The organism is Providencia sp. UF-224 (assembly GCF_058245955.1).
In genome coordinates this window covers 72798-89287 of sequence record NZ_JBSICC010000009.1, presented here as the reverse complement: position 1 = coordinate 89287, position 16490 = coordinate 72798, and the positions used below count along the sequence as shown (strand labels likewise).

Genomic DNA, 16490 nt, shown 5'->3' with positions numbered 1-16490 from the left:
TCATCTTATTGTTTTACAAACTTCTTTTGGCTTGATAATACCGTTCTTAGCAAGTTTTCAGCGGTATCCGCCAAGTAGCGTTCTCCGTTAACCATCGCTTGCTCTAAAGACACAGGGCCTGGGCACAGTGACCACATCGCGGTGATGCCGTGTTGGTACAAAATTCGGCTATCTTCACTGTATCCACCGCATAAAGCGATTGTCGGCACGCCATAGCGACTCGCCATACGGGCAACACCGACAGGGGCTTTACCATTGGCACTTTGACTGTCCATTCGCCCTTCTCCAACCACCACTAAATCGGCTTGTTGGATGTAGGCCTCTGCCCCCAATAACCCCAAAACAAGGTCGATACCTTTTTCGAGCTTGGCATCCACGAACCAACGTAGCCCAGCACCTAAGCCCCCTGCCGCCCCACTCCCTGCCTCGGCAGAGACGTCTTTCCCTAGGGTATTCGACATTAATTGAGCATAGTGCGCCATACCCGCTTCCAGCTGGTCGAGCATTGCACTATCAGCACCTTTTTGTGGACCATAGATATACGTTGCCCCATTTTTACCCAGCAACGGGTTTTCTACATCACAAGATACGTTAAATTCAACGGCCGCCGCACGGGGATCAAATTTATCCAACCCAATTTTTGTGATATTAATGAGATCCTCACCATTTATTGGTGAGCTCATTAATTGATTGTTTTTATCGTAAAATTGAGCGCCTAGTGCTTGGGCAAAACCCGCCCCGCCATCGTTTGTTGCACTTCCGCCAATGCCAATAATAATGCGGTTGCACCCCAAATCGAGGGCGTATTTAACCATCTCCCCCAAACCGTATGTCGAGGCTTTTTCGGCATGGCGAAATTCAGGTTTGACGAGCTCTAAACCGCTGCTTTGAGCCATTTCAATAAAGGCGGTTTTTCCTTCCAATACTAACAACCGCGCATCAACTTTGCTGCCATAGGGCCCAGTACACGTCAATATGTAAGGCGTTACACCAGATAAAACCGGACTATGCTCCAGTGACTCCAACAGGCCTTCTCCGCCATCAGATATGGGCAATAATGTCATATCCAAATCGGAGGATACACGCTTGAAACCCTCAGCAACGGCTTGGCATGCAAGCTGTGCTGAGCAACTTCCTTTAAAGGAATCAAGTGCGATAACAATTTTCATGTAGACTTTCCTATTGTAAATGGCGATGTTGCGTTATTTCGCTTGTACCGATGCTGGCGTTTCTACCTTTTCACTATTGCTCATGCCGTTAGTGTTCACCTTTGAAGCGATAAGTGTGCCAATAACCAACAGACCAACACCAAACCATAATCCAGAGGTAGCTGTACCCGTGTAATCTTCAAAGAACCCTAAAATAAATGGCCCCAAGAAACCGCCAAACAACCCTAAACAGTTCAGTAATGCCAAACTTCCTGCCAGCATACTACCACTCATATAAGTCGGTGGGAGCGAGAAAATGATGGACTGCACCACGAAAAACATAAAGGCGGTTAAGCAAAAGCCAATTAACCCAACGACTGGCCCACCCAAAGCGCCGATAACTAAGCCAACAGCCATCACCGCATACCCTGAAACTAAGATGCGGGATGAGCGACGTGGCGTATTGGCTTTTCTAGCCACAAAAATACCGCCAATAGCTGCTGAAATCCAAGGAATTGCCGTTAATAAACCAATTTGAATTGGCGTTAATTTGCCGTATTCACCAATGATAGTCGGTAAGAAATAACTCAAGCCGTATACTGAGAATTGGTGAGTAAAATAAATCGCAACAATCATCATAAATGCTTTGTTTTTAAACGCGGCTTTTAATGAGAATTTGTTATTGCTGACGCTGATACTATTTTGGTCTTGTTCGTGCTTATATTTAATATAATTCCGATCGTCTTCATCTAACCATTTTGCGTCTTCAGGTTTATTCGGTAAAACAAACCAAACAACAAACGCGAGAATAACCGCAGGTAAGCCTTCAATCACAAACATCCACTGCCAACCATGGAAGCCTAATAAGCCATCCATACTTAACAATAAACCACTTAATGGGGCACCAATAATATTGGCAAGGCACACACCTAATAAGAATAACCCCGTCGCTTTAGCCCGTTCCTCTTGGCTAAACCAGTAAGTCATATACAGGATCACCCCAGGATATAAACCCGCTTCTGCCGCCCCTAATAATAAACGCAGAATATAGAAAGACGTTGGCCCTGTGACAAATGCCATTGCAGCAGATAAGAGTCCCCACGTGATCATGATCCGCGTGATCCAAAAACGCGCACCGACTTTTTCCATGATCAGGTTGCTTGGGATCTCAAGAATTGAATAAGTCAGGAAAAATAACCCCGCACCAATCCCGAATGCAGTTGCAGATAATCCGAGGTCAATCGACATGGCATGCTTCGCCATCCCAATATTGGTACGGTCAATAAAGCTAATAATATAAGCCAAAATCAATAGCGGCATCAGGTTGCGATATATCTTTGCGTTGGTCTTTTTACCCTGTGCCGCATAATCTAACTTTGCATTTGTAGAAAACATAGATAAGATCCTCATGTTGCAGTGAAACAGGTTTGGTGCTTCATAACGTTACCAATACCTGTTGTTATTACCTCAGCAACAGCCCGACGCCCCACGTCGGGCTTTTTGCTTGCAGTATTTCTTATTCTCTTTCGAACAACATTGATATCCCTTGACCACCACCGATACACATCGTCACTAACCCTGTAGCAACCTGACGGCGTTCCATTTCGTACATTAATTTAACCGGTAAAATTGCCCCACTCGCCCCAACTGGGTGGCCTAAAGCAATCGCCCCGCCATTCACATTGACCCGTAAACTATCTAATGACAAATCATTCATAACAGCTATCGCTTGAGCAGCAAAAGCTTCATTTAACTCAATCAAATCAATGTCTTTGACATCCATCTTCAATTTTTCCATCAAGCGGCGTGTCGCGGGTGCAGGACCAAACCCCATAATCGCAGCTTCACAGCCCGCAACTGCCCAATCCACCACTTTCATTCGTGGTTTCAAACCGCGTTTTTCGGCCTCTTCGCGGCGCATCATCACCAATGCCGCTGCACCATCATTGATCCCTGAAGAGTTCGCTGCGGTAATCACACCATCGGCTTTAAATGCGGGGCGCAATTTCGCCAATTTTTCTCTTGGTGTGTCCCGAGGGTGTTCATCCGTATCAAAAATACGCGTTCCTTTGCGCCCTTCTTGAATTTCCATCGGCAGAATTTCATCTTTAAAATAGCCAGCTTCGATAGCTTTCAATGCTTTTTGCTGGCTATCCCATGCAAAGTCATCCATTTCTTCGCGGGAAATATTAAATTGCTCCGCAACATTTTCCGCCGTCATTCCGTTGTGATACGGGCCTTCAGGCCAAGTTAAAATCGACGTCAACCCATCTTCTAAAACATCATTGCCCATACGGTAGCCATAACGCGCTTTACGCAAGTAGTACGGCAGCATGGTCATATTTTCGGTTCCGCATGCCACAACCACATCCGACTGCCCTGTCTGCAACAACATCATGCCATCTGCCAGCGCTTGTAGCCCCGATCCACACTGGCGGTTAACGGAATAAGCCGTTGTTTCTTTTGGTAAACCTGCACGTAATTGGCAAATCCGTGCAATAAAACCGCTTTCTGCGATTTGCCCCACGTTTCCGACGATCACTTCATCCACATCTTCTGGCGCGATCCCTGCACGTTTTACAGCTTCGCGGATCACTTCAGCCCCTAAATCGTGTTGGTGCGTGTTCGCAAAACTGCCACCCATGGTACCGATCGCTGTTCTTACACCGCTAACAATCACAATATCATTTGCGTTTTTCATTCTGTTCTCCTACAGCACCATGCCGCCGCCAACGTTAATCACTTCGCCATTGATATAGCGCGCTTTATCTGACGCCAAGAACGCCACACATTGCCCAACGTCTCGTGGATCACCCGCAAAACCTGCTGGGATTTTGCTGATCATGATGTCCCATACTTTTTCAGGCACACCACGGGTCATATCGGTATCAATAAACCCGGGACAGATAGCATTGACGGTGACACCTTTACGTGCCAATTCGCGGCAAGCGGTTTTCGTTAAACCGATAACACCGGCTTTTGAAGCAGCATAGTTAGCTTGCCCCACATTCCCTAACCAGCTCGCTGAAGAGATATTCACAATACGGCCGCTACCTTGCTCGCGCATCAGTTTGGCCGCTTCTTGCATGCAGTTAAACGTACCTTTCAAGTTAATGTCGATAACCTTATCCCAGTCATCGTCACTTAGTTTATGCAGCATGCCATCACGGTTGATCCCTGCGTTATTCACAATCACATCAATGGCGCCAAAGTGTTCTTTAGCTTGGGAAAACAGCGCGTTGACTTGTTCGCGTTTGGAAATATCACACGGGATAAACACGGCTTCAAAACCTTGATCCTGTAACTGTTTTGCACTTTCTTCGCCAGAGGACATGGCGAGGTCAGAAATCACGACTTTGGCGCCTTCTTCTGCCAGCACCTGTGCGATAGCAAAACCAATACCTCTTGCAGAACCTGTGACGATGGCAACTTTGTCTTTGACTAACATAAATAAATCCTTCTTTAATATTGAAACTATAAATACGAAACCAGACCAAAAGGGGCTTCTTCAAATAATGAAGACGACATCACTTTTAAATCAGGGGAGATTTCTGGCACAAAATCCATATGGGCAAGAATGTCGCGCTCAAGGTCAATACCCGGGGCGATTTCAACCAACACAGGCACTTTCCCACCCAAGGTAAATACCGCGCGCTCCGTGACAAAATGCATGGTTTGGTTAATCTGGCGTGCCACATCTGCGTTCCAAGAAACCTGCCTAACGTTGTCTACCAATTTACGAATATCCCCTTCACGGATAATCTTTAACTGCCCATTTTCACAGCGAATATCTAACCCTTTTGCAGTAAATGTTGAGCAAAAAACCACGTGACGCGCATTCTGCGTGATATCAATAAACCCACCCGCTCCCGGGCAGATATTGCCAAGTAAAGTGGCATTCACATGGCCGTTGGCATCCATTTCCCCAGCCCCCATATAGGTGATATCTACCCCCGCCCCGTTGTAGTACAGCATTTGGTCTTGGTGGCTGATCATCGCGGAAAGGTTGCGCCCAATACCAAAATCAATCCCACCCGCTTGAACGCCGCCCCAAATGCCCGATTCCACTGTGATATCAACGCGCTTGGTGGCCTCTTCTTCTTGAATAATTGAACCGATGACATCATTCGGGATCCCTGTCCCTAAATTAATCACACAGTTTTCAGTGAGGTAACGGCAAGCGATACGCCCAATCAACTTACGAATATCGAGCGGCAATGGTGTGGTTTGCTGTACAGGCGTGCGGATGTCACCGCACAGTGTTGGGTCAAAGAACCAACTTGAAGACTGGCGGTGGTCTTCTTCTGGGTTATCGCAAATCACGATGTGGTCAATAAAACTGGCAGGAACAGTAACGCGTTTCGGGTGCAAAGTGCCCTCTTCCACGCAATACTTCACTTGAGCAATCACTTTCCCACCGAAGCGTTTTGCCGCTAACACTGCGTGCAACACTTCCAACGACATCGCTTCTTCGTCGGTGGTCAAATTGCCTTTACTGTCTGCATGCGTTCCGCGGATCACCACAACATCCAGTGGAATTTCGGGGTACCACAACCAATCTTCCCCTTTGAAATTCACTTTTTCGACTAACGGTGGCAATGCTAATGTTTTCGCATTCATGCGACCGCCTTCGAGGTCAGGGTCAATAAATGTCCCTAAACCGACTTTGGATAAACGACCGGGAAGGCCCGCCGCCATCGCACCATATAAATGCACCATTTGGCCTTGTGGTAAGCAGTAGGCCTCAACTTCATTGTCATTAATCATCTGCATCCAGCGCGGTGCTAACCCCCAATGAGAGCCAATAATGCGCTTCACCATACCTTGGTGAGCAAAATGTTGATTACCGCGAATACGGTTACATTGCCCCGCAGCATGCACTAGCGTTAATTGTTTCGGTGAACCTTCAGATAAAAAACGCTGTTCAATGGCAGACAAAATAGATTCTGCTGCGCTGGTTAATGTCATTCCCACAGTACAAATCGTATCGCCATCATTAATTAATTCAGCGGCTTCTTGTTTAGAGATAAACTTATTATTCATGATAAAACCTACCTAAAGGCTAATATTTCATAGCCCTTTATTTGATGAATTAAAAACGAATTAGCTGTTAGCTATTTAAAGAGTAATATCGTTGTTTTAAATCTTTCTTACTTATTTTCCCATTCCATGTTCTTGGGAAATTACGGGTAAACATAATTTTCACAGGAACTTTATAATTCGGCACTCGTTCTTTTAGCCATTCCATAATTTCTTTACTGGTTAAGCAAACTTGGCTTTCTGGAATAATAAACGCAATAGGTTCTTCACCATAAATAGGGCTTTCGATTGGGATCACGGCGACTTCATTCACACCCGGGTAATTAGAAATGAGATCTTCCACTTCAATGGAATAAATTTTTTCACCGCCTCGGTTGATCATATCTTTAATTCTATCTTGAATATAAAGAAAACCATCATCATCCAGATAACCGATATCTCCAGTAAAAAACCATCCATCCTGAAATGAGGTGGTATTCGCTGGGCTATCAGGCCAATAACGTTGGATCACAACATCTCCTTTAACCCAGATATTTCCCGTTTTATTGGCTGATTTCTCTTCACCTTTTTCGCTTCTAATCGCTACTTTTAACCCCGGAACAGGTGTACCTGAACTGGCTTTTTTCGGACTATTTCGGATATCGTCTAAATATACCGTTGCAGGGGATGACGTTTCTGTTAAACCATATATCGAATGAATTGATGTTTTCGAAAAAATATATGAAAGCTCTTTAATAGTCCCTTCATTTAAATGACCTGCACCACAGGCAATCATTTTTAATGAATTAAATCTCTCTAAATTAATACTCTTATTTTCTTTTATTTTTTGAATTAATAAAATAAAGACTGTTGGTGAGCCATGTAAAAAAGTAATTTTTTCTTTTGCGATAGTAGAAATCATCTCTTTAGCATTAAATTTTTTATGCAGGAAAATCGTTCCACCAATATGAATAAATAAAGCCAAAATAGCAGACAGCCCAGTAATATGGTAAATCGGAACTGCTAATATTGTTTTATCATTTTCAGTCAGTTTTAACGTTTGTTGGTAAGCGCTAATGGCTGACAATATATTTTTATGCGTAATGACCGCGCCTTTTGGTGCGCCCGTTGTGCCTGAGGTGAAAATAATGACGGCGGGGTCTTCTTCATTCACCTGATTAACAAACGCCATTTCGTCTGCCAGTGTTAATGTTTTCCACTGGGAAAGGCTCACACCTTTTGTACTTAATGCGCCCAACCACGGCTGATAGCTATCATCCCAAAAAATAGCATCCGCATTAATTCGTGCAAGGTGTTCTTTACCTTCAAATTCCTTCATTTTGGTGCTTAATGGAATAACCTGAATCCCCAGCCCTACCGCTGCATAAAATAACTGGCAGAACTCAATGGTATTTCCCCAACCCAAAATAATACGGTCGCCTTTTTGTAATTGCAGGGTCGATGTTAGCCAAAACATCGTTTGGTTGACCTTCACCAATAACTGGCGATAACTCCAATTTTGCTCTTCAAAAACAATGGCCACAGCATCAGGCTGTGTATTTGCCCTGTTTAGTAGGCTTTGATAAATATTTGAATTTGACGCAAGCATGGGCACACTCCAACCAACGGATATCTCTTATTGGTATTCAATGTATAAAATGCCCCTTATGAAATTAGTGCCAATGTTCACATATTGTTCACATCCTTTTTTGAATTGGGTTAGTTATTTGCACAATCTATTTGTTAAATATTTTTTGCTTAAGTGCCATATAAATGTGCCAATTTAATTGCCACGATAAATATTTACCTTTAGTTACCAGCCTAACGTTTAAGATATAAATACTTAAGGGCAATTCTTTACTTAACGATTGTGCGTATTAACAACCCCCATTACCACTCCAAGCCGATTTTATGCAAAGAGAAAATTTCACGCTGTCTAAGTGTGGGTTTCATGCACTCTGTGCGGTTCACACCCTGAACACAGCAAAAGTCGATAAAAAAGGTGGCGAATTGATGGCAGGTTGCTACAGTGGAAGCGTTAATAATGGGATTATTGAAGCAAATCCTTCGACACGATTAAGGAGATAATCAATGGCAGATACACCGTATATTCCACCCAAAGTATGGCAATGGCAGCAAGGTAATGGCGGCAAGTTTGCCAATATTAACCGCCCTGTTTCTGGTGCAACACACGAAAAAGAACTCCCGATTGGTAAGCACCCACTACAGCTCTATTCACTTGGCACACCTAACGGCCAAAAAGTGACGATTATGCTTGAGGAGCTGTTAGCGTTAGGCATTCAAGAAGCGGAGTATGATGCTTGGTTGATTAACATTGGCGAAGGTGACCAGTTTGGGTCTGGCTTTGTGGATATCAACCCGAACTCGAAAATCCCGGCATTGGTCGACAGAAGCGGTAAAGACCCCATTCGCGTATTCGAGTCAGGTTCGATTCTCACTTATTTAGCCGAAAAATTTTCTGTCTTTTTACCGACGACCCAACCTGAACGCGCCGAAACATTATCGTGGTTATTTTGGCAGATGGGCTCAGCTCCCTTTGCAGGCGGCGGCTTCGGGCATTTTTACGCCTACGCCCCTGAAAAATACGAATACCCAATCAACCGATTTGCCATGGAAACTAAGCGCCAGCTTGATGTGTTGGACAAACGCTTAGCAGACAATAAATACATAGCAGGGGATAATTACACTATCGCCGATATCGCCATTTGGCCGTGGTATGGTGCTTTAGTCAAAGGCTGGCTGTATGACGCCGCTGAGTTTTTATCGGTGCATGAGTACAAAAATGTCATTCGCTGGGCAGATGAAGTGTATGCACGCCCTGCGGTACAACGCGGTCGCCGCGTCAATCGCCTACAAGGCGACCCCGCACAGCAAGTGCGCGAACGCCACGACGCAAGTGATATAAGCTAGTCAATATCATCAAGGTGGCATATTGCCACCTTGAGTTCTTCCGCATTATTCTCTGCTATAACGCCCCTGCACCCATTGTGCGCACAGCATTAAGCTTAAACTGATCAACACAGCAATGCAGGCCATCGCCATGCCGCTGCCGATGGAGCCTTGCTCAAACTGCCGCCAGACAAAGATAGATACCGTCTGCATCCCTGCGGGGGCGAGTAACAGTGACGAAACGAGTTCACGCGATGCCACCGCGAACACTAACATCATCGCTGCCAGTAAACTGGGTAAAACCAATGGGAACAGTACCAAACGTAATGTCGTTATTGCAGATGCGCCGTGTACTCGCGCGGCATCCGCTAAACTGCCACCAATTTGAGTGAGCGCTGCGCTGCAATAGCGAACAGGGTATGGCAACAACAAACAACTGTAGGCAAGCAGTAAAATACCCCAAGTATGGTATGGCGTAACAGGCCAAAATGGCTGGTTCCACGCTAAAATCATCCCTACCGCAATCACAATCCCCGGAATGGAAATAGGTAATAAAGACAAGGCATCAATGATAACGGCTCCACGGATACGTTGAGAGACCACCAGCCACGCAGATAAAAAACCTAACACGCCCGTCAATATTGCTGTTGCACCCGCTAAAGACACACTGGTGAATAACGCCCCTAGCGCTTCAGCTTGGGCGTCAACCAAGCCAGAAAAATGCCTTAGCGTTAAATTATCCCACGCTAAACCGCCTGAAACCGTCGATGAAAATGCCGTACCAAACATGGCCAGTAACGGCATCCCAACGGCTAAAAAGCTCACCACCGCAAATACCCCGGCAACAGGCCAACGCCATACCCCTAGGGTACGTGTCACCAACGCTGCGGCTTTCCCTGTCGTCGTTGCCACATTTTTCCCCGAAACAATCGATCGTTGCAAGGTATAAGCAAAAATTGCCACACTCGCCAAAATCAATGATAACGACGCTGCACCGGGCAAATCAATCGGCCAATCCGCTAAACGCTGTTCAATATCGGTTGTGAGTACGCGGATCCCATTCGGCGCACCGATGGCAGCAGGAATGCCATATTCTTCAATCGCTAAGGTAAACACGAGCAATAACCCTGCCGCTATTGAGGGCAATGATAACGGAAGGGTCACACGGAAAAAGGCCTGCCAAGGTGGCGCGCCATGCACCCTCGCCACGTCAGCAAGGCGGTTACCATTCGCTGCCATACTACGTGAGACCGCAAAATACAGCACTGGAAATAAATTCAGCGCCATAATCCCCATCATTCCCCCTAAGGAAAATATTGCGCTGCCTGGGCTAACCCCAAATAGCTGTTGGGAATACCCATTTGGCTGCAATGTCAGCATCCATGATAAACCCGCAATATAAGGTGGGATCAAAAATGGGATCAGAAAAAGTAAGTCCCAAACCTTGGCAAATGGGAGGTTAAATAAGCCACGTAAAGCCCCCAAGGGGATCGCTATCACAGCACTGATGATTGCAACGCCGACGCCGAGCAATAATGTATTTTGTAATAGTTCAGGGAGTTCTGGCTCATTGAGCAGATGAATAATCGGTTCAAACGGTTGGGAAAACAGCCCTTGCCCTAATTGTGGAAACAGCGCCTGTAACACAATAAAACACAGTGGAATAACCACTAAAATGACTAGCGCAATTACCACCATTAAAGGGAGAAAACGAATTTTTATCATTAGAAACAACACTCCTGCTGGGTAAGAGACCTACCCAGCGGTTTGCTAATTATTATCGAGAAAACTAACGGAACAAGGCGCTTAAACGCGAGAGAACATCGCTACGCTCAGCGCTGTCTGTTGTGGCTTCTGGCAATAATGTCAGTGTTGAGAAATCAGGGCGTTTCCCCGCAATATCTGCGCGGGCAGGCATCAGCCATGCATTGGCAACAATTTCCTGACCTTCAGGTGATAATACATAGTCAATAAACGCTTTCGCTTCATCAGGCTGTTTACTGCTTTTTAAAATCATCATTGGGCGCGGAGCTATTGCGGTGCCACTACTTGGGAAAATGACCTCAATGGATTCACCATTGGCGATGCTGCCATAAGCCACGTAATCCACCGCGCCAAATACGGCGGCTTTAGCCCCTTGTAAGACTGGGGTTAATGCTTGAGCATTTGGCCCCGATATCACCATACCGTTGGCTTTTAAATCAGCAAAAAGCGCCCACACCGCCTCTTTTTGGGCATTCTGTAATCCTAAAACTAAATCCAACGATGCCCCTGATAATGCAGGGTCTGGCATCGTCACCTTATCTTTAAATGCAGGCTGCGCTAAATCTTGCCAATCTGTTGGTTTTGGCGTGCCGCTTTTGCTGTTCCACACAATACCGAGGGCTGAAATCCCTTGGGCGACATAATAAGGCGTTTTAAAACGCGCAGGAACTTGTTGTGCATTTGGGCTTTCATAAGGCAACAACCAGCCTTTTTGTTGTAAATCAACCGCGGTATCCCATGAGGCGGAAATCAACACATCCGCTCGTGGATTAGCCTGTTCAGCCTCAAGCCTTGCCATCACTTTACCCGTTGTGGCTTGGAATACATCCACTTTCGTGCCCGTTTGTTTTTCAAACCCTGCGGCCAGTTGCTTAGCCATCGCACCAGGCCCTGCGGTATAGACGGTAATGGCTTGAGTTGAAACAGAAAATAGTGCGCAGGAAAGGCCAAGGCTCATGGTAATACCCTTTAATGAAAAAACGTGTTTTGCGGTTAACTTTTGCATGGAATTTTCTCTCTTCATAAGGTCGTCAAACGGTCAATTTTGCCATTTCGCATATGGGCGATTTGGTGTGCTAACGTATTGGCTTCAGCGGGATCGTGAGTGACATACACCGCAGTAATTTCCAGTGTTCTCAGTAATTGCGCCATTTCCTCACAAAGGGATTGGCGCAGTGCAATATCGAGGTTGGAAAGGGGTTCATCGAATAACAAAATTTCAGGTTCTGCGATAATGGCCCGAGCGAGTGCGACCCGCTGTTGCTGCCCACCGGACAAATCCGCAGGTTTTCGTTTGGCAAAATCTATTAACCCAACACGCTCAAGGGCTTGGGTCACGCGAGCTTCAATCTGTTGCCCTGCAACGCCCCGCATTCTCAAGGGAAACGCGACATTCTGCGCAACAGTCATGTGCGGCCATAAAGCATAATCTTGGAATACCATGCCGAGGTTGCGTTTCTCTGGAGGAACGAGGTGGTGAGGACTTGCGACGATATTGCCCGCAAATTGGATAGTGCCATCAGTGGGTTGCAATAAGCCCGCTAACAGTTTGAGCAAGGTACTTTTACCGCAGCCAGATGGCCCCAGCAGCGCTAAAACCGTGCCTTTTTCTACCGTTAAGTCGATGCCATTAAGGACATACTGTTGTGAAAAAGCCTGTGATAAATTTTGTATTTCGATCATGGGTAAGTCACCCGCCGTTTGCCTGAAAGGCAAAATAGCCGAGCACTCACTCGATGAAGAGAGAGCATGTTGCATCATCTTGGTATCCTCTTTGGGACTTAATCGTTGCCGATGATGCTACGGGGGTAATACGTCAGTTTGATGAAGATTTTATTACTAAATAATTTCAATTAAAATATTTATTATAAATAACTATTCAATGAAAAACATATCCATATGTAATATTAAGCTGAGTTTAATATACTGAAATAGTGTTTTTTCTCATCAACCAATATGTTAATTTAAATTAAACTTTTATGAAAAATGAGAGAGCCCATGTTAAGAATAAAACAAATCATTAAATTACTATCTGAAATGTCATCATTTAAACCTTATAACTACAAAACTAAATCAGATAGAAAAATAAATAAAATCAACATATTACTCATAAAATCATTAATTACTCTGTTTATATTTCTCATTGCATCCATTATTTTATATAAAAACTTTAATATTTTTAATTCTAAATCAGTATTATACTTCATCTATAGTACATACGTAATATTCAATATATTTGGTATCATTATTTTATTTATACCAACAATACAGCTTTATTTATTTTTACGCAGCTGGAAAAAAGAAATGGCCAATGAGTTCATTTGTGAAATTGACCATGATGAAGAAAATGCAAAAAAACTTATGATTTATCAGAAAGAAGAACTCCTATATACAACTTATTGGCTTCAACAAAAAATTGATAGGTTGAACTCAAGAGTTAGCCAATTTTTTGGTGAAAAAACCGCTATTTTGTCCTTTTTAGCGCTATGTTATTCTGCTGTAAATGCATCAATTGGTTTTGGTAAGCTCAGCGAAATAATGACGAACGGCCAACTTACTACTGATAAATCCAATATTGTTATCTTATTTGGTCTAGCTTTTTTATTGGGTCTCTCACTAGGGGCTATTATGTTAAAAAAAGTCGCGGATCATCACTTATACCTAAAAGAGGTTGTTGAACTAGCAATTCGTCTAAAAAAAGAAAGTAGTAACCTCGCATCAAAATAAGCTCAATACCTCGCTACCCAGAGTATGAAATAGGCTTTATTTATTCGGTTTATTTCATACTAGCCCCTATCCTTTATTTACTTCCTTGACTAAAAATAAAATAAGTCATTAATAATCAATGCATTAAATAAAATTTAATCCGTTAGTTTTTTTTCATCTAACTCATCCCTATCTTTTATTTGACATTCATCACATTTCTAATTACTTTAGCGGTATATACGTCTAGATATCCATTTTTGGATCTATGATATAACCAATTCATCCAAGGGGATCAGCGTGATAACACTCAAGAATGTCAGCAAGATCTACAGCCGCAATAAAAAACAGACCGTGGCGGTTGATAACATCAACCTCAATATTGCCGCTGGGGACATTTTTGGCATCATCGGTTATAGCGGTGCGGGCAAAAGTAGCCTCATCCGTTTGCTAAATCGGTTGGAAGACACCACCAGCGGTGAAGTGATTGTTGGGCAACATAATATTACTCACAGTGATGAGAAAGCGGTTTTGAAAATACGCCAATCTATTGGCATGATTTTTCAGCACTTTAATTTGCTGTGGTCACGAACAGTGCGGGAAAACATTGAATTTCCATTACAAATTTCAGGGTTCGATAAAAAGAAACGCAAGGCACGCGTTGATGAGTTAATGGCATTGGTTGAGCTAACCGATAAAGCTGATGAATACCCATCCATGCTCAGTGGTGGGCAAAAACAACGGGTGGGTATTGCACGCGCCCTTGCCAACAACCCTGATGTTTTATTGTGTGACGAAGCAACGTCTGCGTTAGACCCAAAAACGACGCAAACTATTTTGCAATTACTAGCGCGTATTAACCGCGAGTTGAACATCACCATCGTGTTAATTACTCACGAAATGCAGGTCGTCAAGAGTATCTGCAATAAAGTGGCGGTCATTGATAAAGGCAGTATTGTTGAGGAAGGATTGGTTAGCAAAGTATTTCATAACCCACAACATGCAATTACACGACAGTTTTTATCACAAAGTGAGATTGCCGCAGATAACCAAGAAGACTTAAAGGCAATATTGACTGATGGCCCGATTATTCGCGTCGTTTTAGATGAAGAAAAGCAAAGTCACTATTTACTGTATGACTTAATTTCGCAATTTAATGAGCCGATAAAATTGGTAAAAGGCGCATTTAACCAAGGAGCTGGCTTTTTATATCTGCAATTTCTGCCTGAAACTGAAAAATTAACGGATGCCGTTGCGTATCTTAAAAATAAAAGAAATATCGTTGTTGAGGTGATTTAGTCATGGATGAAATACAGCGTTGGGTTAGTGGCTATTTACCCTATTTAAAATTACATGTTTTGGGCATTGAAACCCTCAATACGTTATATATGACATTAGTCTCTGGTGCGTTATCTGGCATCTTTGGGATTTTAATTGGTACCTTTTTATTTTTAACTGCGCAAGAGGGTAAAAAAGAAAATATCGCGGTTTACCGTACGCTTTCTTTTATTGTGAATATCTTCCGTGCTGTGCCGTTTATTATTTTAATCATTTTATTATTCCCTGTGACCAAATGGATCGTCGGCACTATTTTAGGGGTTAATGCTGCGCTTCCCGCCTTGGTGATTTCAGCAAGCGCTTTCTATGCAAGGTTAGTGGAAATTGCCTTACGAGAGGTAGATAAAGGAGTTATCGAAGCCAGCCAATCCATGGGGGCAAAACTACACACTTTGATTTTTAATGTGTTGATACCCGAATCGTCCCCTGCCTTGATTTCCGGTCTAACCGTTACGCTGATTTCATTAGTGGGTGGTACTGCTGTTGCTGGCGCGATTGGTGCAGGTGGGTTAGGAAATCTGGCCTATTTAGAAGGTTTCCAACGCAGCCATATGGATGTCGTTTGGGTCGCTACATTAGTGATTTTAGCCATTGTTTTATGTATTCAAGTTATAGGAGACACCCTAGTTCGGTGGATTGATAAACGTTAATAACATCAACCTAGGCCAACAAATTATTAATTTTATCTACACTCAGCTAATTAGGAATAACAATATGAAATTATCATTACTAACGCGTTTCGGGGCATTATTAATTACCAGTTTAGCACTCACTGCTTGCCAACCAGACCAACAAGAAAAAAGTAATAAACTAACGATTGGCGCGTCTTCAACACCCCATGCGGAAATATTAGAATTCGTCAAACCACAGCTCGAAAAAGACGGGATTAATTTAGATATCCGCGTGTTTAATGATTACATTATTCCGAACCAAGCACTGGCAGACAAAGAACTGGATGCAAACTTTTTCCAGCATGTGCCATATTTAAATAAAACATTAGCAGACCACCCTGATTGGAAACTCGTGTCTGTTGGGGCTGTGCATATGCACCCGTACCGCTTTTTCTCGCAAAAACACAAAAGCCTGCAAGATTTACCCAATGGAGCAAAAGTACTGAGCAGTAATAATATTTCCCAACATGGTCATATTCTAAAACTGTACCAAGATGAAGGTTTAATTAAGTTACGCAATGGTATTGACCCTGATGATGCAACCATTGACGATATTGTTGAAAACCCACGTAATTTACAGTTTTTATTTACCTATGATGCGCCATTAATGCCGCAAATTTATAAAAATGGCGAGGCTGATGTCGCCTCAATTGATAGCCATTTTGCGATTAATGCAGGTTTGGATTTAACGAAAGACGTCATTTACAGTGAACCTGCGGCTAACAGCAAATTTGCTAACGTGGTGGTGACACGTGAAGAGAACCAAAATGACCCGCGAATTACAAAACTGATGGCTGCACTGAAAAGTGATGAAACGAAGAAATTTATTTTAGATAATTATAAGGGTGAGGCAGTACCCGTTCCTTAAGCCATTTATCAAATAACTGCTTGAATTTAGGTGTTGAATGGAAATATCGATTCAACACCTTTTTTGTTC

Annotated in this window: 14 protein-coding genes; 5 read left to right on the top strand and 9 right to left on the bottom strand. The window is 43.6% G+C overall.

Going from position 1 to position 16490, the window contains the following annotated elements:
- Positions 1–5: 5 nt before the first annotated feature.
- The 6 genes from AC4IFO_RS10835 to AC4IFO_RS10810 all read right to left on the bottom strand — a co-directional run bounded on the left by AC4IFO_RS10835 (position 6) and on the right by AC4IFO_RS10810 (position 7776).
- On the bottom strand, positions 6–1169 hold the full coding sequence (locus AC4IFO_RS10835) for a glycerate kinase (protein WP_490734233.1): 1164 nt from the start codon (positions 1167–1169) through the stop codon (positions 6–8).
- A 33-nt stretch (positions 1170–1202) separates the two neighbouring features.
- Positions 1203–2543, bottom strand: a complete 1341-nt coding sequence (locus AC4IFO_RS10830; protein WP_490734231.1) for an MFS transporter — start codon at positions 2541–2543, stop codon at positions 1203–1205.
- 121 nt (positions 2544–2664) lie between these two features.
- Entirely contained in the window at positions 2665–3849 is a 1185-nt protein-coding gene (locus AC4IFO_RS10825) for a thiolase family protein (protein ID WP_490734229.1), read from the bottom strand.
- 9 nt (positions 3850–3858) lie between these two features.
- Complete coding sequence (gene fabG, locus AC4IFO_RS10820; protein WP_206083349.1) at positions 3859–4596, bottom strand: 3-oxoacyl-ACP reductase FabG; 738 nt, start codon at positions 4594–4596, stop codon at positions 3859–3861.
- A gap of 26 nt (positions 4597–4622) precedes the next feature.
- Complete coding sequence (locus AC4IFO_RS10815; protein ID WP_490734227.1) at positions 4623–6191, bottom strand: acyl CoA:acetate/3-ketoacid CoA transferase; 1569 nt, start codon at positions 6189–6191, stop codon at positions 4623–4625.
- Positions 6192–6258: 67 nt separating this feature from the next.
- Positions 6259–7776 (bottom strand): class I adenylate-forming enzyme family protein, encoded by a 1518-nt coding sequence (locus AC4IFO_RS10810; RefSeq protein WP_490734225.1) that lies wholly within the window; start codon positions 7774–7776, stop codon positions 6259–6261.
- Positions 7777–8258: 482 nt separating this feature from the next.
- Between AC4IFO_RS10810 and yghU the strand changes: the two genes are divergently transcribed.
- Positions 8259–9098 (top strand): glutathione-dependent disulfide-bond oxidoreductase, encoded by an 840-nt coding sequence (yghU, locus tag AC4IFO_RS10805; RefSeq protein WP_490734223.1) that lies wholly within the window; start codon positions 8259–8261, stop codon positions 9096–9098.
- A 45-nt stretch (positions 9099–9143) separates the two neighbouring features.
- Here the strand turns inward: yghU and AC4IFO_RS10800 are convergent, their stop codons facing one another.
- The 3 genes from AC4IFO_RS10800 to AC4IFO_RS10790 all read right to left on the bottom strand — a co-directional run bounded on the left by AC4IFO_RS10800 (position 9144) and on the right by AC4IFO_RS10790 (position 12599).
- Complete coding sequence (locus AC4IFO_RS10800) at positions 9144–10802, bottom strand: ABC transporter permease (RefSeq protein WP_490734221.1); 1659 nt, start codon at positions 10800–10802, stop codon at positions 9144–9146.
- A 64-nt stretch (positions 10803–10866) separates the two neighbouring features.
- The gene (locus AC4IFO_RS10795; protein ID WP_490734392.1) at positions 10867–11799 is read right to left on the bottom strand and encodes an ABC transporter substrate-binding protein; all 933 of its coding nucleotides are present in this window, start codon (positions 11797–11799) and stop codon (positions 10867–10869) included.
- Positions 11800–11861: 62 nt separating this feature from the next.
- The gene (locus AC4IFO_RS10790; RefSeq protein ID WP_490734390.1) at positions 11862–12599 is read right to left on the bottom strand and encodes an ABC transporter ATP-binding protein; all 738 of its coding nucleotides are present in this window, start codon (positions 12597–12599) and stop codon (positions 11862–11864) included.
- A 240-nt stretch (positions 12600–12839) separates the two neighbouring features.
- Here AC4IFO_RS10790 and AC4IFO_RS10785 point away from each other — a divergent pair, with 240 nt between their 5' ends.
- The 4 genes from AC4IFO_RS10785 (at position 12840) to AC4IFO_RS10770 (ending at position 16421) form a co-directional block, all read left to right on the top strand.
- Positions 12840–13568: a hypothetical protein gene (locus tag AC4IFO_RS10785; protein WP_490734219.1), complete on the top strand. Its 729-nt coding sequence runs from the start codon at positions 12840–12842 to the stop codon at positions 13566–13568.
- Between the two features lie 276 nt (positions 13569–13844).
- Entirely contained in the window at positions 13845–14843 is a 999-nt protein-coding gene (locus tag AC4IFO_RS10780) for a methionine ABC transporter ATP-binding protein (protein ID WP_490734217.1), read from the top strand.
- A gap of 2 nt (positions 14844–14845) precedes the next feature.
- Entirely contained in the window at positions 14846–15532 is a 687-nt protein-coding gene (locus tag AC4IFO_RS10775; RefSeq protein ID WP_219244780.1) for a methionine ABC transporter permease, read from the top strand.
- Positions 15533–15596: 64 nt separating this feature from the next.
- A complete protein-coding gene (locus AC4IFO_RS10770; protein ID WP_490734215.1) occupies positions 15597–16421 on the top strand; it encodes a MetQ/NlpA family ABC transporter substrate-binding protein in 825 nt (274 codons plus the stop codon).
- Positions 16422–16490: the final 69 nt, after the last annotated feature.

What these genes read in the sequence shown, in the direction of transcription:
- AC4IFO_RS10835 (WP_490734233.1), bottom strand. Translation starts at nt 1,169, where the DNA reads ATGAAAATTGTTATCGCACTTGATTCCTTTAAAGGAAGTTGCTCAGCA.
- AC4IFO_RS10830 (WP_490734231.1), bottom strand. Translation starts at nt 2,543, where the DNA reads ATGTTTTCTACAAATGCAAAGTTAGATTATGCGGCACAGGGTAAAAAG.
- AC4IFO_RS10825 (WP_490734229.1), bottom strand. Translation starts at nt 3,849, where the DNA reads ATGAAAAACGCAAATGATATTGTGATTGTTAGCGGTGTAAGAACAGCG.
- fabG (WP_206083349.1), bottom strand. Translation starts at nt 4,596, where the DNA reads ATGTTAGTCAAAGACAAAGTTGCCATCGTCACAGGTTCTGCAAGAGGT.
- AC4IFO_RS10815 (WP_490734227.1), bottom strand. Translation starts at nt 6,191, where the DNA reads ATGAATAATAAGTTTATCTCTAAACAAGAAGCCGCTGAATTAATTAAT.
- AC4IFO_RS10810 (WP_490734225.1), bottom strand. Translation starts at nt 7,776, where the DNA reads ATGCTTGCGTCAAATTCAAATATTTATCAAAGCCTACTAAACAGGGCA.
- yghU (WP_490734223.1), top strand. Translation starts at nt 8,259, where the DNA reads ATGGCAGATACACCGTATATTCCACCCAAAGTATGGCAATGGCAGCAA.
- AC4IFO_RS10800 (WP_490734221.1), bottom strand. Translation starts at nt 10,802, where the DNA reads ATGATAAAAATTCGTTTTCTCCCTTTAATGGTGGTAATTGCGCTAGTC.
- AC4IFO_RS10795 (WP_490734392.1), bottom strand. Translation starts at nt 11,799, where the DNA reads ATGAGCCTTGGCCTTTCCTGCGCACTATTTTCTGTTTCAACTCAAGCC.
- AC4IFO_RS10790 (WP_490734390.1), bottom strand. Translation starts at nt 12,599, where the DNA reads ATGCAACATGCTCTCTCTTCATCGAGTGAGTGCTCGGCTATTTTGCCT.
- AC4IFO_RS10785 (WP_490734219.1), top strand. Translation starts at nt 12,840, where the DNA reads ATGTTAAGAATAAAACAAATCATTAAATTACTATCTGAAATGTCATCA.
- AC4IFO_RS10775 (WP_219244780.1), top strand. Translation starts at nt 14,846, where the DNA reads ATGGATGAAATACAGCGTTGGGTTAGTGGCTATTTACCCTATTTAAAA.
- AC4IFO_RS10770 (WP_490734215.1), top strand. Translation starts at nt 15,597, where the DNA reads ATGAAATTATCATTACTAACGCGTTTCGGGGCATTATTAATTACCAGT.